At 64.3% G+C, this 22,349-nt stretch carries 22 protein-coding genes; 16 read left to right on the top strand and 6 right to left on the bottom strand.

Annotated elements, in window-relative coordinates; genetic code table 11:
- Positions 1 to 15 precede the first annotated feature (15 nt).
- Entirely contained in the window at positions 16 to 2,016 is a 2,001-nt protein-coding gene (gene thrS, locus DD559_RS05965; RefSeq protein ID WP_206364558.1) for a threonine--tRNA ligase, read from the bottom strand.
- A gap of 220 nt (positions 2,017 to 2,236) precedes the next feature.
- Here thrS and DD559_RS05970 point away from each other — a divergent pair, with 220 nt between their 5' ends.
- Both DD559_RS05970 and DD559_RS05975 read left to right on the top strand, forming a co-directional pair.
- Positions 2,237 to 3,574 (top strand): MFS transporter, encoded by a 1,338-nt coding sequence (locus tag DD559_RS05970; RefSeq protein WP_165831007.1) that lies wholly within the window; start codon positions 2,237 to 2,239, stop codon positions 3,572 to 3,574.
- A gap of 26 nt (positions 3,575 to 3,600) precedes the next feature.
- Entirely contained in the window at positions 3,601 to 4,746 is a 1,146-nt protein-coding gene (locus DD559_RS05975; RefSeq protein ID WP_116468378.1) for a glycoside hydrolase family 68 protein, read from the top strand.
- On the opposite strand, the gene DD559_RS05980 is transcribed toward DD559_RS05975, so the two are convergent.
- The gene (locus DD559_RS05980; RefSeq protein ID WP_206364456.1) at positions 4,747 to 5,769 is read right to left on the bottom strand and encodes a LacI family DNA-binding transcriptional regulator; all 1,023 of its coding nucleotides are present in this window, start codon (positions 5,767 to 5,769) and stop codon (positions 4,747 to 4,749) included.
- Positions 5,770 to 5,922: 153 nt separating this feature from the next.
- On the opposite strand from DD559_RS05980, the gene DD559_RS05985 reads away from it, so the two are divergent.
- The 6 genes from DD559_RS05985 (at position 5,923) to DD559_RS06010 (ending at position 13,842) form a co-directional block, all read left to right on the top strand.
- On the top strand, positions 5,923 to 8,466 hold the full coding sequence (locus tag DD559_RS05985) for a TonB-dependent receptor (RefSeq protein WP_116470746.1): 2,544 nt from the start codon (positions 5,923 to 5,925) through the stop codon (positions 8,464 to 8,466).
- Between the two features lie 104 nt (positions 8,467 to 8,570).
- A complete protein-coding gene (locus DD559_RS05990) occupies positions 8,571 to 10,064 on the top strand; it encodes a tryptophan halogenase family protein (RefSeq protein WP_116468380.1) in 1,494 nt (497 codons plus the stop codon).
- 280 nt (positions 10,065 to 10,344) lie between these two features.
- A complete protein-coding gene (locus DD559_RS05995) occupies positions 10,345 to 10,701 on the top strand; it encodes a VOC family protein (protein ID WP_116470747.1) in 357 nt (118 codons plus the stop codon).
- 87 nt (positions 10,702 to 10,788) lie between these two features.
- Entirely contained in the window at positions 10,789 to 11,637 is an 849-nt protein-coding gene (locus DD559_RS19590; RefSeq protein ID WP_133243784.1) for a hypothetical protein, read from the top strand.
- A gap of 511 nt (positions 11,638 to 12,148) precedes the next feature.
- Positions 12,149 to 12,754, top strand: coding sequence for an outer membrane protein (locus tag DD559_RS06005; protein WP_240610140.1), 606 nt, complete (start codon positions 12,149 to 12,151; stop codon positions 12,752 to 12,754).
- Between the two features lie 167 nt (positions 12,755 to 12,921).
- On the top strand, positions 12,922 to 13,842 hold the full coding sequence (locus DD559_RS06010; RefSeq protein WP_116468383.1) for a LysR substrate-binding domain-containing protein: 921 nt from the start codon (positions 12,922 to 12,924) through the stop codon (positions 13,840 to 13,842).
- A gap of 4 nt (positions 13,843 to 13,846) precedes the next feature.
- Here the strand turns inward: DD559_RS06010 and DD559_RS06015 are convergent, their stop codons facing one another.
- Positions 13,847 to 14,665, bottom strand: a complete 819-nt coding sequence (locus DD559_RS06015) for an LD-carboxypeptidase (protein ID WP_116468384.1) — start codon at positions 14,663 to 14,665, stop codon at positions 13,847 to 13,849.
- A gap of 39 nt (positions 14,666 to 14,704) precedes the next feature.
- Here DD559_RS06015 and DD559_RS06020 point away from each other — a divergent pair, with 39 nt between their 5' ends.
- From DD559_RS06020 to DD559_RS06040, 5 genes are all read left to right on the top strand, one after another.
- On the top strand, positions 14,705 to 16,099 hold the full coding sequence (locus DD559_RS06020) for a UDP-N-acetylmuramate--L-alanine ligase (RefSeq protein ID WP_116468385.1): 1,395 nt from the start codon (positions 14,705 to 14,707) through the stop codon (positions 16,097 to 16,099).
- 104 nt (positions 16,100 to 16,203) lie between these two features.
- Positions 16,204 to 16,722, top strand: coding sequence for a hypothetical protein (locus tag DD559_RS06025; RefSeq protein ID WP_116468386.1), 519 nt, complete (start codon positions 16,204 to 16,206; stop codon positions 16,720 to 16,722).
- Complete coding sequence (locus DD559_RS06030; protein ID WP_116468387.1) at positions 16,719 to 17,498, top strand: DUF1828 domain-containing protein; 780 nt, start codon at positions 16,719 to 16,721, stop codon at positions 17,496 to 17,498. The genes DD559_RS06025 and DD559_RS06030 overlap by 4 nt, the downstream gene beginning before the upstream one ends.
- A gap of 123 nt (positions 17,499 to 17,621) precedes the next feature.
- Positions 17,622 to 17,966 carry a hypothetical protein gene (locus DD559_RS06035; RefSeq protein ID WP_116468388.1) on the top strand — a complete coding sequence of 115 codons (345 nt, stop codon included), beginning with the start codon at positions 17,622 to 17,624 and terminating at the stop codon, positions 17,964 to 17,966.
- The gene (locus DD559_RS06040) at positions 17,963 to 18,451 is read left to right on the top strand and encodes an ImmA/IrrE family metallo-endopeptidase (protein ID WP_116468389.1); all 489 of its coding nucleotides are present in this window, start codon (positions 17,963 to 17,965) and stop codon (positions 18,449 to 18,451) included. The genes DD559_RS06035 and DD559_RS06040 overlap by 4 nt, the downstream gene beginning before the upstream one ends.
- Before the next feature lie 98 nt (positions 18,452 to 18,549).
- Here DD559_RS06040 and DD559_RS06045 read toward each other — a convergent pair whose 3' ends face one another.
- Entirely contained in the window at positions 18,550 to 19,509 is a 960-nt protein-coding gene (locus tag DD559_RS06045; RefSeq protein ID WP_116468390.1) for an IS1595 family transposase, read from the bottom strand.
- A 116-nt stretch (positions 19,510 to 19,625) separates the two neighbouring features.
- Between DD559_RS06045 and DD559_RS06050 the strand changes: the two genes are divergently transcribed.
- From DD559_RS06050 to DD559_RS06060, 3 genes are read left to right on the top strand one after another with little or no spacing between them, the layout of a single operon-like run.
- Positions 19,626 to 20,039, top strand: a complete 414-nt coding sequence (locus DD559_RS06050; RefSeq protein ID WP_116468391.1) for a hypothetical protein — start codon at positions 19,626 to 19,628, stop codon at positions 20,037 to 20,039.
- A complete protein-coding gene (locus tag DD559_RS06055) occupies positions 20,036 to 20,245 on the top strand; it encodes a helix-turn-helix transcriptional regulator (RefSeq protein ID WP_064311647.1) in 210 nt (69 codons plus the stop codon). Before DD559_RS06050 ends, DD559_RS06055 begins: the two co-directional genes overlap by 4 nt.
- Positions 20,242 to 21,186 carry an alpha/beta fold hydrolase gene (locus tag DD559_RS06060; RefSeq protein WP_240610141.1) on the top strand — a complete coding sequence of 315 codons (945 nt, stop codon included), beginning with the start codon at positions 20,242 to 20,244 and terminating at the stop codon, positions 21,184 to 21,186. The genes DD559_RS06055 and DD559_RS06060 overlap by 4 nt, the downstream gene beginning before the upstream one ends.
- A 4-nt stretch (positions 21,187 to 21,190) precedes the next feature.
- On the opposite strand, the gene DD559_RS06065 is transcribed toward DD559_RS06060, so the two are convergent.
- Together DD559_RS06065 and gluQRS are read right to left on the bottom strand one after the other, a co-directional pair.
- Positions 21,191 to 21,418 (bottom strand): HIG1 domain-containing protein, encoded by a 228-nt coding sequence (locus tag DD559_RS06065; protein ID WP_116468392.1) that lies wholly within the window; start codon positions 21,416 to 21,418, stop codon positions 21,191 to 21,193.
- Positions 21,419 to 21,427: 9 nt separating this feature from the next.
- Entirely contained in the window at positions 21,428 to 22,270 is an 843-nt protein-coding gene (gene gluQRS / locus DD559_RS06070; RefSeq protein WP_116468393.1) for a tRNA glutamyl-Q(34) synthetase GluQRS, read from the bottom strand.
- Positions 22,271 to 22,349 lie beyond the last annotated feature (79 nt).

Genomic DNA, 22,349 nt, shown 5'->3' on the forward strand with positions numbered 1-22,349 from the left:
CCGCTCGCGCTATGCTCAATCGACGGTGGCGAGATCCGGCGCCAGCGCCTCGGCTTTCAGCCGCGCGATCGCCTCGTCCAGCGTCAGCATGGTCTGGCCCTGGCTGCCGAGCACGCGGAGCGCGACGGTGCTCTCCTCCGCCTCGCGCTTGCCGACGACCAGCAGGTTGGGCACCTTGGCCAGCGAGTGCTCGCGCACCTTGTAGTTGATCTTCTCGTTGCGCAGATCGCTCTCGACGCGGATGCCCGCGGCCTGGAGCTTCGCCACCACTTCGCGCGCATAGTCGTCGGCGTCGGACACGATCGTCGCGACCACCGCCTGCACCGGGGCGAGCCAGGTCGGCAGCTTGCCGGCGAAATGCTCGATCAGGATGCCGATGAACCGCTCGTACGAGCCGAAGATCGCGCGGTGGAGCATCACCGGGCGGTGGCGCTCGCCATCCTCGCCGACGTACGACGCATCGAGCCGCTCGGGCAGCACCCGGTCCGACTGGATGGTGCCGACCTGCCAGGTACGGCCGATCGCATCGGTGAGGTGCCATTCCAGCTTGGGCGCATAGAAGGCGCCTTCGCCGGGCAGTTCCTCCCAGCCATATTCGGGCGTGGCGAGGCCGGCGGCGACCACCGCGTCGCGCAGCTCGTTCTCGGCCTGGTCCCACATCTCCTCGGTCCCGAAGCGCTTCTCCGGGCGCAGCGCGAGCTTGATCGCATAGGTGAAGCCGAAATGCTTGTAGACCCGGTCGGCGAGCGCGCAGAACGCCTTCACCTCGTCGACGATCTGGTCCTCGCGGCAGAAGATATGGCCGTCGTCCTGGGTGAACTGGCGGACGCGCATCAGCCCGTGCAGCGCGCCGTGCGGCTCGTTGCGGTGGCAGCAGCCATTCTCGACCAGCCGCATCGGCAGGTCGCGATACGACTTGATGCCCTGCTTGAAGATCAGCACGTGCGCCGGGCAGTTCATCGGCTTTAGCGCCATCCACTGGACGTCGTCCGACACCATCGGGCCCTCGTCCTCGATGTTCGGCGTCTCGTCGGGGATGACGAACATGTTCTGGCGATACTTGCCCCAGTGGCCGGACTGCTCCCACTGGCGCGCATCCATCACCTGCGGGGTCTTCACTTCCTTGCTGCCCGCGCCGTTGACCGCGCGGCGCATATAATCCTCGAGCACGCGGTAGATGACATAGCCGTTGGGGTGCCAGAACACCGAGCCGTGCGCTTCCTGCTGGAGGTGGAACAGGTCCATCTCCGCGCCGAGCTTGCGGTGGTCGCGCTTGGCGGCTTCCTCCAGGCGCGTCAGATGCTCCTGGAGCTGCTTCTTGTTCAGCCAGCCGGTACCGTAGATGCGGCTGAGCATCGCGTTCTTCTGGTCGCCGCGCCAATAGGCGCCCGACACGCGGGTCAGCTTGAACGCGTCCGCCGCCACCTTGCCGGTGGAGGCGAGGTGGGGGCCGCGGCACATGTCGAGCCAGGCGTCCTCGCCCTTGCCGGCGCGATAGACGGTCAGCTCCTCGCCCTCGGGGAGTTCCTTGGCCCATTCGGCCTTGAAGGTTTCCCCTTGCGCGGTCCAGCGCGCGATCAGGTCGGCGCGCGACCAGACTTCGCGGATCAGCGGCTCGTCGCGCGCGATGATGCGGCGCATCTCCTCCTCGATCGCCGGCAGGTCCTCCTCGGTGAAGGGGCGGTCCTTGGGGGCGAAGTCATAGTAGAAGCCGTCGTCGGTCGACGGGCCGAAGGTGATCTGCGTGCCGGGGAACAGGTGCTGCACCGCTTCGGCGAGGATGTGCGCATAGTCGTGGCGCGCGAGTTCGAGCGCGTCGGCCTCGTCCTTGGCGGTGACGAGGGCGAGGCTTGCGTCGCCCTCGAACGGACGGCCGATGTCGCGCAGCTCGCCATCGACGCGCGCGGCGAGCGCCGCCTTGGCGAGGCCGGGGCCGATCGCCGCGGCGATGTCCGCCGGGGTAGTCCCCGGGGCTACCTCGCGGACGGAACCGTCGGGCAGCGTAATGCGGAACATCTCGGACACGGGAAGAACCCCTTTCATGGGTGTGGAATGGAGCGCGGCTTATGCCCGCGCGGGGGCGATATAGGCAAGTATTCTGCAAAGAGGCAGATTCTCCGTGTGTTGGGCACCTTCGCTATGCTTGTGTACCGGGTGCAATCGATTGTTGCCCAGCGCGGTGAATCGTTCCATAAGTGGTGACAAGAACCAGGCGAAGGGCCGGCGGGAGAGGGCGATGACGAACCATAGCGCGAAGCCGCATCTGCCCTTGTGGCGCATCCTCGAGATGAATCTGGGCTTCCTGGGGCTGCAATTCAGCTTCGGGTTGCAGCAGGGAAATATGGCGCCGATCTATTCCTATCTCGGCGCTTCGGAGGCTTCGCTGCCGCTGCTTCAGCTTGCCGGGCCGATGACCGGGCTACTCGTCCAGCCGATCATCGGCGCGATGAGCGACCGGACGGACAGCCGTTGGGGCCGGCGCACTCCCTATTTCCTCACCGGCGCGGTGCTGTGTGCGCTCGGCCTGTTCTTCATGCCGCTCAGCAGTTCGATCCTGATGGCGGTTTCGATGCTGTGGATCCTTGATGCCGGTAACAACATAACGATGGAGCCGTATCGCGCCTATGTATCCGATCGGCTCGATCCCAAGCAGCACGGGCTGGGCTTCCTGACGCAGAGCGCGTTCACCGGCCTGGCGCAGATGCTGGCCTTCCTGACGCCGTCGCTGCTCGTCTGGGCAGGCATGAGCCGGGACTGGGTGGATTCGCACAACATCCCCTACACCGCGCGCGTTGCCTTCATGGTGGGGGCGGTGCTGTCGTTCGGAACGATCCTCTGGTCGGTGCTGCGCGTACCCGAATTGCCACTCACACCCGCCGAGCGCGCCCACATCGCCGCGCAGCCCAAATCTGTGGCGGCAACGCTGCGCGAAATCTGGGATGCGATCCGCGAGATGCCGCTGGCGATGCGCAAGCTGGCGCTGATGAGCTTGTTCCAGTGGTATGCGATGATGGCGTACTGGACCTATGTGATCCTGGCCATCGCGCGATCGGTCTATGCAACGGGCGATTCCGCATCCTCCGGCTTCCGAGAGGCGGTGCTGACCAATGGCGAGATCGCCGCTTTCTATAATGCCGTCGGGTTCGTCGCCGCTTTCGCGATGGTGCCGATCGCGCGGCGCATCGGCGCGGCGCGGCTGCATGCACTGTGCCTGGTGTGCGCCGGCATCGGCATGTTGTGGTTGCCGCACGTCACCGGCAAGGGATGGCTGTTCGCGCCGGCGATCGGCCTCGGCCTGGGCTGGGCGAGCATGATGGGCAATCCCTATGTCATCCTGGCCGGATCGATCCCGCCCCAACGCACCGGTGTGTATATGGGGATTTTCAACATGATGATCGTGATCCCGATGCTGTTGTTCACGGTCACCCTGCCGATTGTCTACGGCCCGCTGCTGGGGGGCGATGCCCGTAATGTTCTAAGCCTTTGCGGAGTGCTGATGTTTTGCGCGGCGGTGGCCGTGTGGAGCATTCGCGATCGTGCACCCGCCGCCGTTGTTGACGCCCGCCCTGCCTGACCGCCGCTCGCTACAAGAGGACATCCGTGCATCATCTCGCTCCCGCTCCCGAACCCTGCGCGCATTGGACCGGGCAAGCCGTCGCCGGCATTCCCGCCCAGCGGGACGCCGCGCTGCCGGTGCTGGCGCAGGGCGGCGTCCCGCTGGTGCCTGGCCATGACGTTTGGGACATGTGGCAGATCGCGCATCCCGATGGCCGGACAGTGCTGCGCGCCGGCCGGAGCTGGTGGTTTTTCCTCGCCGCCCCCCGGCTCGATGATCCGGAAGGCCGGCACGATCTCGCCCGTATCTGGCTGACCAGCCATGGCGACGATGGCTGGCGCGATCACGGCCAGGCCTTTCCCGAGGGCTTCACGCCCGGTTCGCGCGAATGGTCCGGCTCGGCTGTGCTCGAGGACGACGGCGTGACGCTCACCCATTATTTCACCGCGGCCGGTCGCCGGGGGGAGGCGACGACGTTTGAGCAGCGGCTGTTCGTATCGACGGGGCGTTTCCAGCTCGATGGCGAGACGCCACGGCTGGACGGCTGGACCACGCCAGAGGAGATCGTGGCGGCGGACGGTGCGGTCTATGCCGTGGCCGATGAGGCGGTGGCGGCGCCGCAGGGCATCAAGGGGTTCCGCGATCCAGGCTATTTCCGCGATCCGGCAGACGGCACGGACTATGTGCTCTTCACCGCCAATGCCGGTTGGGTGGATACGCCGGTCAGCGGGGTGATCGGCATTGCCCGGCGCGACGACGGCCCATGGCGGCTGGAATCGCCGATTCTCTCGTCGATCGGGGTGAATAGTGAGTTGGAGCGACCGCATATCCTGTACCGTGACGGCGCCTATTATCTGTTCTGGAGCACTCAGGCGCGCCGTTTCGCCGAAGGGATCGTGGCGCCTACCGGGCTGTATGCGATGGTGGCGGATTCGATGCAGGGAGCGTGGCGGCCGGTGAACGGCACCGGCCTCGTCGCCGCCAATCCGCCCGAGCGCCCCACCCAGGCCTATTGCTGGTGGGTTACCGGTGAAGGGGATGTGCTGAGCTTCATCGATTATGCCGGTATCGATGCCGATGGGGCCGTAGCTCTGGCCGATGCCGAAGGCCGTCGGCGCTATTTCGGTGGCGCCCCCGCGCCGTTCTTCAGCCTCGATTTCGCAGGGGACCGGGTGACGATCCGGCAATAGTTACGCCGAATCGCGCACGACCAGTTCCGGGGCCATCACCACTGACGGGCTGTCTTCGCCGGCGATGCGGGCGAACAGCGCATCGACCATCGCTTTGGCGCCGCGGGCGATGTCTTGCTTTACCGTGGTGAGGCGCGGCACCGTCTGCAGCGCCAGCGGCAGATCGTCATAGCCGACCACTGGCACGTCGCTGGGCACGGCCATGCCGTGATCCGCCAGCACCCGCAGCGTCGCCATCGCAATCACGTCCGAGCCGGCGGCGATCCCATCGATGCGATCAAGGTGCCGCGCCATGTGCCGGGCGATTTCCTGCTCCACCATGTCGGAGGCGAGATGGGTATCGAGCTGCAGCGGCGGCGGTACGCCCGCGGCTGCCGCGGCAGCGCAGACCCCGTCATATCGCTGGCGGATCTCCGGCGCGCGCAACTCGCCGAGAAAGGCGATCCGCCGGACCCCGCGCGCGATCAGATGCTCGCCCGCCAGTTGCCCGCCGGCGACATTTTCGGTGCCGATCGCGCAATGGACCTGGCCGGGCGCGCTGCTGCCCCAGGCGACCAGCGGGCGATAGCGGCGCGCGACGCGCTCGATCGCCTCCATCTGGTCCGACTGGCCGATCAGCAGCACCCCGTCGAGCATCCCGGAATCGACGATCCGTTCCAGCCAGTCGGCAGCATCGGGGATGATGCGCGAGAGCATCACGTCATAGCCGTTCTCGGTCAGTGCATCGGCAAGATGCCCGAGCATCGTCATGAAGAACGGATCGGAGAGATGCTGGCGGCGCTCATGGCCCAGCGGCACCACGACGCCGATCACACCCGTCTTCTGGGTGCGCAGTCGACGTGCCATCTGGTTGGGGCGGAAGCCGTGTTCGGCTGCAAGCGCCTGGATGCGCTGCCGCGTCTCCGGATTGACCAGCGACTTGTCCGCCAGGGCACGTGAGACCGTGCCCGCGGACACCCCTGCGACCCGCGCAAGATCCGCGAGGGTTCTGACGGGGCGAGAGGGCGGTTCAGCGTTGGTCACGGAAATACCTTAGTGGCGCGAACCACGAAAATGAGCAAGCATTCTGCTTAGCAATCGATTGCATTGAGTCGTTGCAATCGATTGCAATATGGAATACGCAATGGCGCAAGGGGTCCCGACAGAGGGTCCGCCATATCTTAGGGAGAGATGCTGATGGCACGCTTTCGTTCGCGTTCGCTGGTTTCGCTGCACGCCATTGCGCTGGTGCTGGGCTCCGGCACCGCCCTTGCGCAGGAAGCTGCTCCCGCTCCGGCGGAGCAGGATGCGCAGGCACAAGGTGGCTTCCTAGACGAGATCGTCGTGACGGCGGTTCCGACCAGCCGCAGCAAGATGCAGAGTTCGGTTTCGGTTACCGATATTTCCGCTGAATCGGTCCAGAATCTTGCGCCCCGTTCCGAAGCCGAGGTTTTCCGCCTGATCCCCGGCATTCGCGCCGAATCCACCGCCGGCCCCGGCGGCAATTCGAACATCACGGTGCGCGGTCTGCCGCTGGCGTCGGGCGGTTCGAAATATGTCCAGTTGCAGGAAGATGGCCTGCCGGTCGTCGAGTTCGGCGACATCGCCTTCGGCAATAACGACTATTGGACTCGCTACGACCTGACCGTCGATCGCGTGCAGGCGATCCGCGGTGGTTCCGCCTCCACCTTCGCCAGCCAGGCGCCGGGCGCGGTGATCAACTATGTGTCCAAGACGGGCGATACCGCGGGCGGCGAAATCCGCGCGACCACGGGGCTAGGCTATAAGGAAAGCCGGCTGGACTTCAACGTGGGTGGCCCGATCAATTCCACGCTGAAGGCCAATATCGGCGGTTTCTACCGCACCGGCGATGGCCCCCGCGACCTGCCCTTCCACGCGCTGCAGGGGTACCAGATCAAGGGCAACGTCACCCAGAGCTTCGATGCCGATCGCGGCTATGTGCGGCTTTCGTTCAAGGCGCTGGACGATCGCGCGCCGACCTATACCGCCTCGCCGATGCAGGTGCTGGTGGAGGGCAACAAGATCACCGGCTATCGGGCGCTGCCCGGTTTCGATGCGCGGTCGGACACCAATTTCTCGAACCTCAACCGCACCTTCACGACGGTGAATCCGGACGGATCGACCAAGCAGGGCGACAATGCCGAGGGTATCCACGTCAAGTCGCGCAGTATTGGTGCGCAGTTGCACTGGGGAAGCGGCGCGTTCGAGATCGACAACAAGTTCGCCTACAGCTGGAACAGCGGCAAGTTTTCCGCGCCGTTCTTCGGCAGCCTGACCAACGTCGCCGCGCTGACGAGCGGGGCGGGTGCCTATACGATCGCGGCAGGGGGCACGACCTTCACCGCGGCGCGCGCCGTATATGCCAACGGCCCCAGGGCCGGGCAGACGGTGGCCGGATCGGTGGTCGTCAACCAGAACCCCAATCTCTACACCGACATGACCGGCATGGATCATTGGGCCAACGACCTGGGTGTGACCGGCAAGTTCGGCCTGGGCAACGGCCAGGTGACGGCGCGGGCCGGCTGGTACCATTCGCGCCAGGATATTGCGATGAACTGGCATTGGAACGGCAGCCTTACCGAGGCGGTGCCGAACGGCGCGCTGATCGATCTGGTCAGTGCCGGCGGCACGCGGCTGACCGATGCCGGCCTTACCGGCTACAACAACCAGTGGGGCGGCAACAACCGGCAGTACGACCTGAACTATACTACCGATGCGCCGTACCTGTCGCTCAACTATGCCGATGACGCACTCGATCTCGACGGCAGTGTGCGGTTCGACAACATCAAGGGCGGCGGCACCTTCTACCCCACCGGCGCGCGTACCAGCCGCGACATCAATCGCGACGGCACGCTGAGCGTGGCGGAGCAGAATGTGTACCTGACCAACTTCGCAGGTGCGCAGCCGATCGATTACAAGGTCGACTATACGAGCTGGTCGTTCGGCGGAAATTACCGCTTCACGCCCAGCACCAGCGCCTTTGTGCGGGTTTCGCGCGGCCATCGCGCCAATGCCGATCGCGTGGTTTCCGACTTTGCCGGAGCCTTCACCCCCGCCGGCCAGCTGACGACCCTGGGCCGTGCCGTGGTCGTCAACCCGGTGACGCAACAGGAACTGGGCATCAAGCAGCGCGGGCGGCTGGCCGGCGGCAATTACGGGCTGTTCGTCACCGGCTTCCGCAGCCAGGCCACCGAGTATAATTTCGATCTGACCACCCAGCGCCAGACGTTCCAGAAGTACAAGACCTGGGGCGTCGAGCTGGAATCGCAATATACCAATGGCGGCTTCTCGCTGATGGCGAACCTTGTCTATACCCACTCGCGCATTGCCGAGGACCTGATCAGCGGCAATGCCGGCAAAACGCCGCGGGCGACGCCGGACCTGATGTACACCATCGCCCCTACCTATGATTTCGGGCTTGCCGCGGTGGGCTTCACGCTGATCGGCCAGACCGACAGCTATCCGCAGGACGATAACCGCCTGAAGCAGAAGGGCTCGAACATCGTCAGCGCGTTCGTGCGGGTGCGCCCCATCGACCGGCTGGAAGTGTCGCTCAACGCCAACAACCTGTTCAACGCCTGGGATCAGGCCGGGCGGCTGGATCAGGGCAGCGTCGCCGAGCTGCAGTCGCTCGGACAGCTGTACGGGGTGCCCTATGCCGCGACCAACCGTGTCGGCGTGGGGCGGACCGTATCGATCTCGGCCGGCTATCGGTTCTAGAGCGAGAGGGCAGCATCGCGTCCTCTTGCTATCACTGCTCCTCCCCGGAGCCGGCGCGGCGGTCCCCCCTACGCCGCCGCGCCGGGATCGGATAGAAAGGCAGGATGAGCGACGATCGCCGCATCCGTTCCATCTGCATCGCCGGCGGCGGATCGGCCGGTTGGATGACGGCCGCCGCGCTCGCCAATGCGCTGGGCGTCGGCACCGCGATCACCCTGATCGAATCGAGCGACATCGGCACGGTGGGGGTAGGCGAGGCGACGATCCCGCCGATCCGCCTGTTCAACCGCACCTTGGGCATCGACGAAGCCGAGTTCGTCCGCCGCACCCGCGGTTCGTTCAAGCTGGGCATCGAATTCGTCGACTGGGGGCGGATCGGTGCCCGCTATTTCCATCCCTTCGGCCCATTCGGGCGCGATTTCGACCTGGTGCCGCTACACCAATATTGGCTCGATGCGCGCGACAAGGGCGACGCACCGGCGCTCGACGACCTTTCGATGGCATGGGCCGCCGCCAAGCGGGGCAAGTTCGCCCCGCCGCTGGCCGATCCGCGCAGCGTGGGTTCCACCTTCGACTATGCCTATCATTTCGACGCCGGCCTCTATGCGGCATTGCTGCGCGACTATGCCGAGGCGCGGGGCGTGGTGCGGATCGATGCGCGGATCGCCGGCGCCGATCGCGACGGCGAGAACGGCAATCTTGCGGCGGTGCTGCTGGCGGATGGCCGTAGCATCCCCGCCGACCTATTCGTCGACTGCTCGGGCTTTCGCGGGCTGCTGATCGAGGAGGTGCTGGGCACGGGCTTTGTCGACTGGCGCCACTGGCTGCCCTGCGACCGCGCCGTTGCGGTACCGTGCGAGCCCGGCGCCTTCACGCCCTATACCCGGTCGACAGCGCGGGCGGCGGGATGGCAATGGCGCATTCCGCTGCAGCACCGCACCGGCAACGGCCACGTCCATTGCAGCGCCTTCATGGGGGAGGACGAGGCCAGGGCGATCCTGCTGGCGAACCTGGACGGCGCACCGCTGGCCGAGCCTCGTACCTTGCGCTTCACCACCGGCCACCGCCGGCGCTTCTGGAGCCACAATGTCGTCGCCATCGGGCTGTCGAGCGGGTTCCTGGAGCCGCTCGAATCGACCAGCCTGCACCTGATCCAGGCCGGCATCTCCAAGTTGCTGGCGCTGTTCCCGTCGCGCGACATGGACCCGTTGCTGGTCGACGAGTTCAACCGCATCTCGATCGCCGAGTTCGAGCGGATTCGCGACTTCCTGATCCTGCACTACAAGCTGACCGAGCGGGCGGATTCTCCCCTGTGGCGCTATTGCGCGACGATGGCGGTGCCGGACACGCTGCAATGGAAGATCGACCATTTCCGCCGCTATGGCCGGCTGGTCGCCCGCGAGTTCGACCTGTTCGCCGCGCCGTCCTGGCTGGCGGTGCATATCGGGCAGGGGAACTGGCCGGTGGGGCGCGATGCACTGCTGGCGGCGCGCGGCATCGACGGGCGGGCACATCTCGCCAAGCTGGCGGACGCCATGGCGCGGGCGGCGGAGACCATGCCCAGCCATGCGGATTATGTGGCCCAGCTGACGCGGTGAGGTTGGCGCGTTAAGTTCACGAAGTTCACGGTTGCAGCGAAATTCGGCGCACACCGCAAGTTTACACGAAGTTGACGAAGTTCACGCTCTGCGCGCGTGAATCCTGCGCGTCGCGACGAGGGTGCCGACAGGGTCAAAGAGCGTCGGCCGGAGACCGGTGGCCGCTAAGATTGGGAGCGCAGGCACGTCCGGCAAGAGGGCATGGCGCAGCACAGAAAAGCTGTTCACCGGCAAGGGGCTATGGCAGCATCCTGCCATCACTGCCCCCCAGGAGATGTCGATGACCACCGACCACCGCATGGTTGCCATCCTGCCCTGCCGCGATCTGGAGGCCAGCACCGCCTTCTACGCCCGGCTTGGGCTCGCCGTGGAAGGTGACTATGGCCATTATCGCATCCTCGGCGACGGCAAGGGCTGGCATCTGCACCTGCGGCAGGAGGCGAACGTCCCCCAGGCGCCGGACAATCCCTTCGGGCTGTACCTCTATGTCGAGGATGTCGATGCGGTGGCGGACCGGGTGCGCGATGCGATCATCGAACCCGGCACGCCCCACGCCAAGCCCTGGGGCGTATACGAGTTCGCGGCGTCGGATCCCGATGGCGTGCTGGTGCGAGTGGGGCGGGTGCTGGAGGGATGAGGGCGGCTGCGCAACGCCAAAATTCATCAATATTTGTAAATAACTCCAGAATATTCTGAGTTTTTCAGAATGGATGGAGTGTACGCTGTGGACTGGTGCGAGCTTAAAATAAAGAATGTCGCGTCAAGCATGGAGGGGGCTATCTGGTGGGGTGTTGCTTCCGCAATCGACCAGTGGCGGAACAATCCGTCGCAAGATGCTCGTCCGCGTAAGCGGCCTACTGATAAAGAGCTTGTTGAATGCCTAAGGGTAAGAGCTTGGACTGGTGCGGAATTGTATGAATTTGCCAAGGAATATAGTGTTAATCAGGGTGCAATAAATATCGATCGTAACGGGATGCGTTCTCAAAAACACGACGCGCTCGCTATATGCTTATTTCGGGAATATAAATCCGTCGATATCGGCGACGGTGCTGATCATGTTGAAGAGATCGCCAGGGTATGGGTTCGAGCGATATCCGAGGTTCGAAATATTATTGCGGAGTATAATGGAAGAGAGGGAAATAATCTATATTCCTTCTGCATGAAAGCTCTTTGGTATTATCAGCCTGAACATGCTACAATGTGGGATCGTCATGCTGTCGTAGCTATGAACCATATAATCAAAATTAAAAGGCATCGTAAGAATATCAAAAACGAATCAGATGCCGTCGCTTTCCTGCGTGACTTTGAGAATCTCCATGCACGATGGTTGCCAACGATTACGGCAGATATTGCGGATCAGGCGCGCCTGCTTGGTATGACGTACCCCTATACGCGACGTGTGCTGGATAAGGCACTGTGGCTGATTGGTAAGGGGTTGGATAAAAAAATCCCGAAAGGCAAAGACAAGGCTTCATGTGAAAGCGTGCCGAATGACTTTTACGCGATGCTTGCTCGCAATTCGGACTTGCGGGTGGCTACCGAGAAAAAATTCGACCTTACCAAATCCGTGTAAACGGGATGGTTTCTGCGGTGCGTTGCAAAGGACGTGCGTGATGAATTCGGGGCCAAGCGAGCGATGGTCGCGTACCAAGTTGCGTTGCTGTAGACTCGCCGGGTCTTGCAATCCGCTCGACCAGATGTCGCGCTAGCGAAAGCTGGGTCCTCCTGTGGCTGGACGAAAACAGAACAGCACATCTGCGGGAGATGCCGGCTTTCGCTGGCAGCAAGGTAGAAGGATGGGCGCCCTCGATGCAATGCGGAGCAGAGAGTGTGGACGCAGTGGCGGACCTTGCCACCGCATAAGCCCCCCACCCCGCCCCGCAAGGGGGGATTGGTACTGTTTTGGCAACAGTGATTCACAGTTTTCGTATCTAATGGTTTGCTCGAAACCGGCCCACATGGCGGGCACCGAAGCGGGGCCCGGTTGCCCGTCGACGCAAGGCTGAGGGTAGCGTGTGCGCCCGGGCGCAGCGTTTGGCCGGGCGCAGGCTCCTGCTCGGACGATGTGTTCAAGGAGCGTACCAATGCAGAAATTCATCCGTGGGGTTGCCGCCGTCGCCGCGCTTTCGATCGCTGGTGCCGTTCATGCGCAGTCCGCGTCCACGCCGTTCGACGGGCCCTCGGTCGGCGTGCAGGGCGGCTGGGAACAGACCAACGTCCGCAACCCCAGCACCGATCTGGGCATCGCGCCGATCAACCGGCATCACGACACCGGCGTTGCAGGTGGCTTCCTCGGCTATGACAAGCAGGTCGCGCAGAATATCGTGATCGGCGCCCAGGCCGAACTCAACCTGCCGATCGACGGCGGCTTCAGCCGCAACGGTGTGACGATCGATCCCAAGCGTTCGATCGACCTGAGTGCGCGGGCGGGGTATCTCGTGACCCCGGCGACCTTGCTCTATGTGCGCGGCGGCTATGCCAATGCGCGGGTCGGTACCCGGATCGTGAACGGCACAACGACCTTGTCCGGATCGGAAGGCCGTGACGGCTGGCTGGTCGGCGGCGGTGTCGAGCAGATGGTGACCGACAAGATCTCCACCCGACTCGAATATCGCTACAGCGATTTCAGCAAGGGCGATGGCAAGTTCGACCGGCACCAGGTGCTGCTGGGCGTCGCCTATCGCTTCTGAGTTCCGCGGGCCCCGTGACTGAAAATCGCCCCCCTTCAGTCACCGCCTGCGTTCCGCGCGCGCGCCGATCGCGCTGCGGTATGCCCGGCCGGCCTTGTACCGGCCGGGCATGACTGGTTTTGGAAACAAGGGGTTACACCCGGTGCCATCGATAGTATCTACGTTCCATGCATCTCGATGATCTGGCCGCGTTCGCGCAGGTGGTGCGCCATGGCGGTTTCACCGCCGCCGCGCGGGCAATCGGGTCCCAAAAGGCCAAGCTGAGCCGCCAGGTGGCGCGGCTGGAGGCGGACCTGCAGATGCGCCTGCTCGAACGCTCCACCCGCAGCCTGCGGATGACCGAGGCGGGGCGCGAGATCTTCGAACAATGCGACGTGATCGCCGACCGTATCGACGCGACGCGGCTGATCGCGCAGCGGATGCGGAGCGAAGTCGTCGGGCTGTTGCGAGTGTGCTGCCCGCCCGGCTTCGCGCGGGCGCTGGAGCACGACCTGCTGCCCGGCTTCCTGGCCCGCTATCCGGGCGTTCGGCTGGAGCTGCACGTCACCAGCGAGAATGTCGACATGGTGCGCGAATCGTTCGACGTGACGCTGCGCAGCGCGGCCGATCTGCCGACGGCGGGGTCGCTGGTGATCCGGCAGTTCGCGCGGCTGAACAGCGGGATGGTCGCCACCCCCGAGATGGCCGCACAGGTTGCCGGCAAGGGCGTGCTGGAACTTTCCAACCTGCCGACCTTGACCTTCGGCGTGCAGCGCCGCGAAGCGCGGTGGACGCTGATTCATTCCTCGGGCAAGCGCCACGACGTACAGTTGCTGCCTCGGCTGGCCAGCGACGACGGATCGGTGATCCTGGAAGCGGCGCGTGCGGGGTTGGGCATTGCGCTGATGCCCCTTATCATCAGCCAGAGCGAACTCGCGCGGGGTGAGCTGGTGCAGCTATGGCCCGATTGGCGGACGGAGGAGTTCGGGATCAGCCTGTGCTACCCGTCCAAGAAGAGCATGACGCCCACTCTGCGCGCGTTCATCGACCACGTCGTCCCCGGCTTCGACCGGCAGCTTGCCCAGGCGTTGCTGGCGGACGCCGGCTGACGATTCAGGCGACGCCGAACGGCACGACGCGGTTGGTCGCAACATGCCCGATCGCGCAGCGGCCGAGATAGGGGACGCCCATCTCCTTGCACCAGCGCAGGATCATCTCGTCCACCGTCTCGCCGAAGGGCGGATCGTTCTCGGCGATCGCGGTCACCGCACCCAGGCGGATGCCGGCGATGCCCTTCAACTGCTCGGCATGGGCCATGTTGAACAGCATCCGGTCGATCCGGTAGAGCGGCTCGTCCACCTCCTCGATCATCAGCACATGGTCGGTGAGATCGGGCAGATATTTGCTGCCGATCAGCGACGTCAGGATCGCGAGGTTGAAGGCGGCAGCGGGGCGGCCATCGGCAAGGGCAGGATCGAGCCCGCGGCGGTCGCGCTCGATCAGCCAGCCCAGCGCCCAGCCGGTATCCACCCCGGCATCGTTCCTGCCGATGCTGCTCGCCATCGAGGCATGGACCGGATGGCCGATGCCGCGGGCGTAGAGCGCTCCCAGCAGGAAGCCCATGTCGGAGAAGCCCATGTATGTCTTGCGCCGCGCCGCGTCGCCCAGATGCGGCATCACCGCGTCGAGGATGCGGTTCGAGCCATAGCCGCCGCGCGCGAACCAGATCGCGTCGATCGCCGGATCGTTGGCAAACTCCAGGAACGCCGCCGCGCGCTCGGCATCGGTCCCGGCGAAATGGCCCGCCGACAGATAGCATTGCGGGTGGAACACCACCTCGTGCTCCGGGTAGGTAAGCGCCATGAACGCCGCCATGCGGGCAGACGATTCCCGGGTGACTGGCCGCGCAGGTGCTACGACTCCGATCCGCATATGCTTGTATGGTCTCCTCGAATTGCCGATAGCGTGCCCATGCAGCATGGCAAAGCAAGCTTCTTCGTAGGGATCGGCGGTTCGGGGATGATGCCGCTGGCGATGATCCTCGCCGGCCGGGGCGCCCGGGTCTCGGGTTCGGACCGCAGCCTCGACGGCGGGCGGCTGGCGTCCAAGTTCGACTGGCTACGGTCGCGCGGCGTCGAGCTGTTCCCGCAGGACGGCAGCGGCGTGCAGTCGGCCGAGCAGGTGGTGGTCGCCTCCGCCGCGATCGAGCCCAGCGTGCCGGACATGGTGCGCGCCGCCGAGCTCGGCTGCGCACGGATGTCGCGCGCCGAGCTGCTGGCGAGCCTGTTCAACGCTTCCCCGCTGCCGATCGGCGTGGCGGGGACCAGCGGCAAGTCGACGGTGACCGGGATGATCGGCTGGATCCTCCACGCCTGCGGGCGCGATCCCACGGTGATGAACGGCGCGGTGATGAAGAATTTCGCGGGGCCGGATGCGCCGTTCGCGAGTGCGCTGGTGGGGGCGGGCGACGCCTTTGTCAGCGAGGTGGACGAGAGCGACGGCTCGATCGCCAATTACTGGCCGCGGATCGCGGTGCTCAACAATGTCAGCCTCGACCACAAGTCGCTGGAGGAATTGCGGCTGCTGTTCGGCGCGTTCGCGGGCAAGGCGGCGACGACGGTGGTCAATGTCGGCGATGCCGAAAGCGCCGCGCTGGCGGCGGGGCTCGACCGCGGACGCACGCTGACCTTTGCGGTCGAAGGCGAGGCGGATCTGACGGCGCGGAACCTGGCGCCGGAAGCCTTCGCGATCAGCTTCGACCTTGTCATGGGCGAGACGGTCCGCCGCGTGCGGTTGCAGGTGCCGGGACGGCACAATGTCGCGAATGCGCTGGCGGCGATCGGCGCGGCGACCGCGGCGGGGGTGTCGCTGGAGGATGCGTGCAAGGCGGTCGAGGGCTTTACCGGGCTGCGGCGGCGGTTCGAGCTGGTCGGCACGGCCGGCGGCGTGTCGGTGATCGACGATTTCGGGCACAACCCCGACAAGATCGCCGCGACCCTCGATACGCTCCACACCTTTCCGGGGCGGTTGCTGCTGCTGTTCCAGCCGCATGGCTATGGCCCGCTCAAGGTGATGCGGCGCGAACTGGTCGCGATGTTCGCGACGAAGCTGGGCGCAGAGGATCTTCTCGTGCTGCCGGACCCGGTCTACCAGGGCGGCACGGTGTCGCGCGAGGTGACCAGCGCCGACATCGTCACCGATGTCGCGGCGACCGGCGCGCAGGCGATCCACATCCCCGGCCGCGGGGCGGCGGCGGCGCATCTGGTGGCGCAGGCCCGCCCGGGCGACCGCATCGTGGTGATGGGCGCCCGCGACGATACGCTCAGCCAGCTCGCCGAGGACATGGTGGCGCGGCTTTCCGGCTGATCCTCCCCGGCACTCGGGCGAAATTGTGCATGTCAACCACCCTGGACATTATATACATAACAAAGCTGGGTTGACGCCCTCGCCCAATCCGCTAGGTTCGCCAAGTGGAAATTCGAGCCTTCCTGAAAGCCCCAAAGCTCATCACTAAAGCGGGGCCGTGGAAGTGCGGCGCGGTCGATAGTAAAAACAAGATGCCGAAGACAGCCTTCCCGTTGGCGAGGAAGCGGAGCTTCATCCTTGGTAATCAGTGGTGGTGGAAGCTGGACCACTACGAGTGCGGCCCTATCACTGGGCGCATCTTGATCGCGTACCATCTGGAGAAGGCTAACTTCATCGCCTTCCTCGCGATCGACAGTGCGCCCGACGAACTCGCCGTTGTTGCCTGCCTAGAGCACCACTACGATCACGGAAGCTGGCACTGGCACACAAAATGCGCCGACCTGAGTCAGTTTGCGACAGGTGCCACGCGGCAGCGAAATGGGGGGATTCGAATTCCGCCAAAAGGAGCGTACAGTCGAGCCCGACCGTATGAGATGGGACACATGGAGGCCGTGAATCGCGCCTATAAAGCCTTTAGGGTAGCGGACGCAGGCGGCGGCCAGGAACAAGGACGCTTGCTGTGAAGGAACAGCTTTGTCGCGCCTTCTGCGATGACATCACAGTCCGCGAGCTGCCGTTTGGCGTCGCGGTCAGCACTGGCTTTGCCTTCCCCGATGGTGATCGTATCGGCTTCTATGTAAAGCGCGAGGCGAGCGGACTATTCGAAATTCAAGATAGCGGCTTGGTATTCCCGAATTTGGAAGCAAGCGGGCTCGATCTGTCCAATAAATCGCGGGCGGAGGCTTTCGCCGACCTTCAGGCAGAGTATGGCGTCACCTTGGATGAGGATGACCGCGAGTTTCGTCTGTCGCGTATAGCTGAGAACGAGCTGCCGAGCGCCTCGCTACGCTTCATTTCCTTCATGCTGCGCGTAAACGATCTTTTGCTTCTGTCGGAGGATCGCGTTGCGAGCACTTTCCGCCTAGACGTTCAGCGTATGCTAACTGAGCAGATTGGCGACCGCGCCGTCATCCTGGAAGGCGCCCCGATCTCGCCAGACCTGTCGGACTTCGTGCCCGACTTTGTGGTGAGGCACGGCGAGAAACCGCCAGTTGCAGTGTTCCTCGGAACCAGCGACGCGCGCATTCTTGAGGCTCTGTACGTGCAGATGCGGGCGGAGCACGAGGAGCATCTAGACGTGCAGATCCTTGCGCTGCTTGAGCGCGAGAAGTCGATAACGGCGAAGGTTCGCCAGCAAGCTACAAACCGTTTGTCAGGGGTGCTACATTTCAGAGGTGATGAAGCTGGGGCTATTGGTCGCGTCGCTAAGATTGCAGGAGTGCCCCATGCCCTCCACTGAGGAAGATGACGTACTCCGCAGGATGCTAAGCACCCCGCCAAGACGGCATGAACCGCTTACGGAGCCAAGCGAGCCTCGGCGGCGAGGGCGGCCGATCAGCAACGATGGTCGGACGAAACAGCCTTGAACGCAAACGCTCTGGTTCAAACAAGCGACGCCGTCGCTGTTGCCGCTCAGATTGGGAGGCTGGATTTTATATCTGCGCTCCTCGCCGTGATCGCTCTGCTTCTTGGCTTGGGAGCCATTCCCCTGTTTGTCCACCTTCGAACAAGGGCAAAGGAGGTCGCAACCGCCGCTGTCAATGAGCGCATGGCGGAGCTAGAGGGACGCCTGGAGGCGGAAGCCATCCTAAAAATGGAGGAGATGCTACCTATATTGGTGGCGCAGTATCGGGAGCTAGCCCAGAACTCCGTGACTGAAGCTCAGGGTAATGGTATTGCAGATGCACAGGATGATCCACAGCCATGACGACCCTCTATTCCGTTATCGCTGAAGCGCAGAGGAACGCGCCAGTGGACCCGGCCGCACTTGCCCGAAAGCTCGGGATCGCAGTCAAGCCGATGTTGCTGGATGATGATATGTCTGGAGCACTGGTGAAAGTCACGCCTGACAAGTACGAGATACAAGTCAATGCCCTTCACCCCGAAACGCGTCAGCGATTCACGATAGCTCATGAACTCGGCCATTATGTTCATCACCGAGCGCTTTTGGGCGAAGGCGTTAACGACAATCGTGCTTACCGCACCACGCAGGGTGACAAGTTATTCAACCCGAAAATTGGACCAAAGCAGGAAACCGAAGCTAACCGATTTGCGGCTTCGCTTTTAATGCCTGCAGCGGCAGTTGAGCGCTTGCGTGCTGAAGGAATGACTACAGCCCAAATGGCTAGCCATTTGGGCGTTTCCCAGCATGCAATGTCGATCCGCCTAGGCGTGCCCTACGAACCTGCCTAGGTAAAGCGCTACTCGCGGGGAATCACTCTGGAGGCAGCATCCATCGAGTGCCGCAAGCCCCGCCCTTGAAGGCGCGCTTACGGCCTAGCGCCGGATGCTTAGGCTGCGAGGCTAGAAGTCCGCCGATAGGTCAGGCGTTTCCCCGCGATGCCGCGCAAAGCGATCTCGCAGCGCTCGTCATCGTTCACACCGAGCGCAGCGCGATGCGAGTAACGGAAATCAAACTCGCGAAGATAGCGCTGCAGGTGCTGCGACCCGCAGTGCTGATACACGCCCTTCATACCGCGTTTGAAAATGCCGAAGAAGCCTTCGATGGTGTTGGTGTGAATGTCGGTGCCCTGGCGTACGTACTCACCGCGAGCGTGCGCCACTGACTGGTGGCCGCCGTCGAAGCGCACGCCAAGGCCGCGATAATGGCGCGCTTCATCCGTTACGATGCGGCTGTCCTTGGCAACGTGCTGCTCAAGAATCGGCGCGATGCTCTTGAGGCTGAAATTGCCGGTGAACACGACCGAGGTGGCGCGGCCGGTGACGCGATCGACCAGCGACACGATCTTGTTCATGTTGTGGATCGCCATACGGCTTTCGCCAGGAACGCGACCGATAAAGGTCTCGTCAACCTCGACAGTGCCACCATTGCCGCCCATCGGGCCGTTGTCATCGAGAACCATCGCTTCACGGATGCGGTGAGCCATGAACCACGCGGTCTTGTAGGTCACGCCAAGCATGCGGTGTAGCTGGTGGGCAGAAATGCCCTTCTTACTCGCGACCATGAGGTGCGTTGCGAGAAGCCACTTGTTGAGCGGAACCTTGCTGTCAGCGAACACCGTACCAACGGTCACGGTGAACTGCCCACGGCACCCGTTGCACTGAAGCACGCCAGCGCGAAGCTTGCCTTCGGGATGCGCCTTGGACGGTTTTCCGCGTTGGGCAGGGAGCCGCTTCGCTTCCAACGAACCGCAGTGAGGGCAGACGGGACCTTGCGGCCAGCGTAGCGCTTCAAGATGCTCGCGCGCCGCGTTCTCGTCTGTGAAGTGGGGAGCGGTGAGGTTCGTCATGCGGATTATATACCCGCATCAGGGATGCTTTGTAAAGTACATAATGTCCACCACCCTTGACATGTAAAGCGTGGTTGACGTAAAGCTTACTTGTCTGATTAGCAAGGAGGCTTTACATGCTCTCTCGTACTCCGGCTGCCCGGCGCTACATCAAGCGCTTCGTGCCGACGATGATTGCCTATGTCGTGCTGGTGATGGCGACGAGCCTCATCGTCGCAAAACTCCACCCCGCCGGCGCCGCCCTTGTGGCGCTCTCGATCCTGCCTGCGCTGCCGATCCTCGGCATCCTGCTGGTGATAGGCCTGTATGTCAGGGAAGAGAGCGACGAGTATGTGCGCCAGCGCCTCGTCATCGCGATGCTGTTCGGCATCGGGGTGGTGCTGGCAGTGGCGACGGTGCTGGGGTTCCTCCAGATCTATCAGGCGATCGGCCAGATCGATGTGTTTTGGGCGTTCCCGCTGTGGTGCGCCAGTTGGGGGCTTGCCCAGTGCGCGATGGCCTGGCGCGATCGGGCGGGAGGCGAGGCATGAACAACCGCCTCCGCGTGCTCCGCGCCGAGCGCGCGTGGAGCCAGCAGGATCTTGCCGAACGGCTGGAGGTGTCGCGCCAGAGCGTCAACGCCATCGAGACCGGGCGCTACGATCCCTCGCTGCCGCTCGCCTTCAAGATCGCCGATCTGTTCGGTCTCGCCATCGAAGACATCTTCCTCAACCCCGCCAAGGAGCAGGACCAATGATGCACGCCCTTTGCTTTGCCGCGTCGCGCGTTTCCACCGGCCGGTGGCTGGCCATGGCCGTGGCGCTCGCCGCCGCCAATATGTCGTCGCACAGCCATGGCGCGCCGGCGCCCGTCGCTGCCGCTGCAGATACGATGGTGCAGATGGCGCATATCTCGGTGCAGGTCGTCGGGCAGGGCAGTTCGGTGATCCTGATCCCCGGCCTGTCCAGCCCGCGCGCGACCTGGGACGGGGTGGTGCCGGCGCTTGCCAAGAACCACCGCGTCTATCTGGTGCAGGTGAACGGCTTTGGCGGCGACGATCCGCGCGGCAACCTCCAGCCCGGCATCCTCGACGGCATCGTCGACGATCTCCACACGCTGATCACGGGCGCCAAGCTGGGCGCGGTGCCGCTAGTCGGGCATTCGATGGGCGGGCTGGTCTCGCTGATGCTGGCGCGGGCCCATCCGGAGGACGTGCAAAAGGCGCTGATCGTCGATGCGCTGCCGTTCATCGGCGCGATCTTCGCACCGGCCGCGACGGCCGAGATGCTCAAGCCCCAGGCAGAGATGATGCGCAACCAGATGGCCAGCCTCTATGGCAAGCCGTTCCCGGATGCGGTGGGACAGATGATCGCGCAGCAAAATGCACTGAAGCCTGCCTCCCGCGCGACGCTTGCCGGCTGGTCGGCCAAGGCGGACATGCGGGTGAGCGGTCAGGCGCTGTATGAGGATATGACCACCGATCTGCGGCCCGAACTGGCGAAGATCGCAGCACCCATCACCGTGCTGGTGCCGTGGACCGATGCGCGGGGCGGGGAGGCGTCGGTGCTGGGCATGTATCGCGCGCAATATGCGGGTGCGCCGAAGGTGACGATCCAGGGTGTCGGCGACAGCGGGCATTTCATCATGCTCGACCAGCCCGAGATATTCGCCCGGCGGCTGGCAGAATTCCTGGGCTAAACGCTCAGCTTTTGGCGGAGGCGATCAGCAGGATCAGTGCGGCGAGGCCGATCGCCACCGCCTGGAACAGGATGCGCTTCTGCATCAGCTTGTTCGATCGGATCGCGCGTTCGCTGGGGCCGGTGCCTTCCAGATCCTGACTGGTCGTGCCGGCCATGGTGACCAGCCCTTTGATAAGGAAGAACAGCGTCGTCAGGACTGCTGCAATGAACAGGATCGCCAGGAACACCATAGCGGGAACCTACGCCTGTATTGCGGCGAAGCCAACCGGTACTTCCCCTTTGCGCAGTTTGTCGGCGAGTGCGCGGCCATCCTCCCCCACCAGCCGCAACGATTCGAGCGTCGGCGCGCCGTGCCGCTTGGCCAGGCGGGTGCCGTCCGGGCCGGTGAGCAGCGCGTGGTGGCGATAGTCGGGCGTCGGCAGGCCGAGCAGCGCCTGGAGCAGGCGGTGGACATGGGTGGCGGCGAACAGGTCCGCGCCCCGCACGACATGGGTGATGCCCTGCGCCGCATCGTCGACCGTGACGGCGAGGTGATAGCTGGCGGGTGCATCCTTGCGAGCGAGGATCACGTCGCCATGGGCCAGCGGATCGGCGGCGATGGTGCCGGCATGGGCGTCGTGCCAGGTCAGCGGGCCGGTGCGCGCTGCCGCTGCCGCCATGTCGAGCCGCCAGCTATGCGGCCGGGCGAGGTCGGGCGCGACGAGGCTGCGGCAGGTGCCGGGATAGAGCGGGCCATCGGGACCGTGCGGGGCCGAGAGACTCGCGGCGATATCGGCGCGGGTGCAGAAACAGGGATAGAGCAGGCCCAGGGCCCGCAGCCGATCGAGCGCGGCCTGGTAACGGGGCAGGCGCTGCGACTGGAAGACCGGCGGTTCATCCCAGCGAAGCCCCAGCCAGTCGAGATCGGTCAGGATCGCCGCCACATGCTCGGGCCGCGAACGGGTGCCGTCGATATCCTCGATACGCAGCGTGAAGCGGCCGCCATGCGCTCTCGCGAAATCATGCGCCTGGAGCGCCGAGAACGCATGGCCGAGATGGAGGCGACCGGTGGGGCTGGGAGCGAAACGAGTGTGGATATCCATGAATCCGGCTCTTGACCGCGAGTCGCGGCATATGCTGTCATGCGGGCGTCACGCTTCTGCGCAAGAGGCGAGGCACCGA

Origin of the sequence: Sphingomonas pokkalii (genome assembly GCF_003096275.1) — a bacterium.
Taxonomy (GTDB): Bacteria; Pseudomonadota; Alphaproteobacteria; order Sphingomonadales; family Sphingomonadaceae; genus Sphingomonas; species Sphingomonas pokkalii.

Bases quoted from the DNA above. Each gene is read 5' to 3' on its own strand.
- DD559_RS06010 (WP_116468383.1), top strand. From the start codon at position 12,922: ATGCATCTCGATGATCTGGCCGCGTTCGCGCAGGTGGTGCGCCATGGC.
- DD559_RS06060 (WP_240610141.1), top strand. From the start codon at position 20,242: ATGATGCACGCCCTTTGCTTTGCCGCGTCGCGCGTTTCCACCGGCCGG.
- DD559_RS06040 (WP_116468389.1), top strand. From the start codon at position 17,963: ATGACGACCCTCTATTCCGTTATCGCTGAAGCGCAGAGGAACGCGCCA.
- DD559_RS06050 (WP_116468391.1), top strand. From the start codon at position 19,626: ATGCTCTCTCGTACTCCGGCTGCCCGGCGCTACATCAAGCGCTTCGTG.
- DD559_RS05995 (WP_116470747.1), top strand. From the start codon at position 10,345: ATGACCACCGACCACCGCATGGTTGCCATCCTGCCCTGCCGCGATCTG.
- DD559_RS06065 (WP_116468392.1), bottom strand. From the start codon at position 21,418: ATGGTGTTCCTGGCGATCCTGTTCATTGCAGCAGTCCTGACGACGCTG.
- DD559_RS06005 (WP_240610140.1), top strand. From the start codon at position 12,149: ATGCAGAAATTCATCCGTGGGGTTGCCGCCGTCGCCGCGCTTTCGATC.
- DD559_RS05985 (WP_116470746.1), top strand. From the start codon at position 5,923: ATGGCACGCTTTCGTTCGCGTTCGCTGGTTTCGCTGCACGCCATTGCG.
- DD559_RS05970 (WP_165831007.1), top strand. From the start codon at position 2,237: ATGACGAACCATAGCGCGAAGCCGCATCTGCCCTTGTGGCGCATCCTC.
- DD559_RS06055 (WP_064311647.1), top strand. From the start codon at position 20,036: ATGAACAACCGCCTCCGCGTGCTCCGCGCCGAGCGCGCGTGGAGCCAG.
- thrS (WP_206364558.1), bottom strand. From the start codon at position 2,016: ATGTTCCGCATTACGCTGCCCGACGGTTCCGTCCGCGAGGTAGCCCCG.
- DD559_RS06015 (WP_116468384.1), bottom strand. From the start codon at position 14,665: ATGCGGATCGGAGTCGTAGCACCTGCGCGGCCAGTCACCCGGGAATCG.
- DD559_RS05990 (WP_116468380.1), top strand. From the start codon at position 8,571: ATGAGCGACGATCGCCGCATCCGTTCCATCTGCATCGCCGGCGGCGGA.
- gluQRS (WP_116468393.1), bottom strand. From the start codon at position 22,270: ATGGATATCCACACTCGTTTCGCTCCCAGCCCCACCGGTCGCCTCCAT.
- DD559_RS06045 (WP_116468390.1), bottom strand. From the start codon at position 19,509: ATGACGAACCTCACCGCTCCCCACTTCACAGACGAGAACGCGGCGCGC.
- DD559_RS06020 (WP_116468385.1), top strand. From the start codon at position 14,705: ATGCAGCATGGCAAAGCAAGCTTCTTCGTAGGGATCGGCGGTTCGGGG.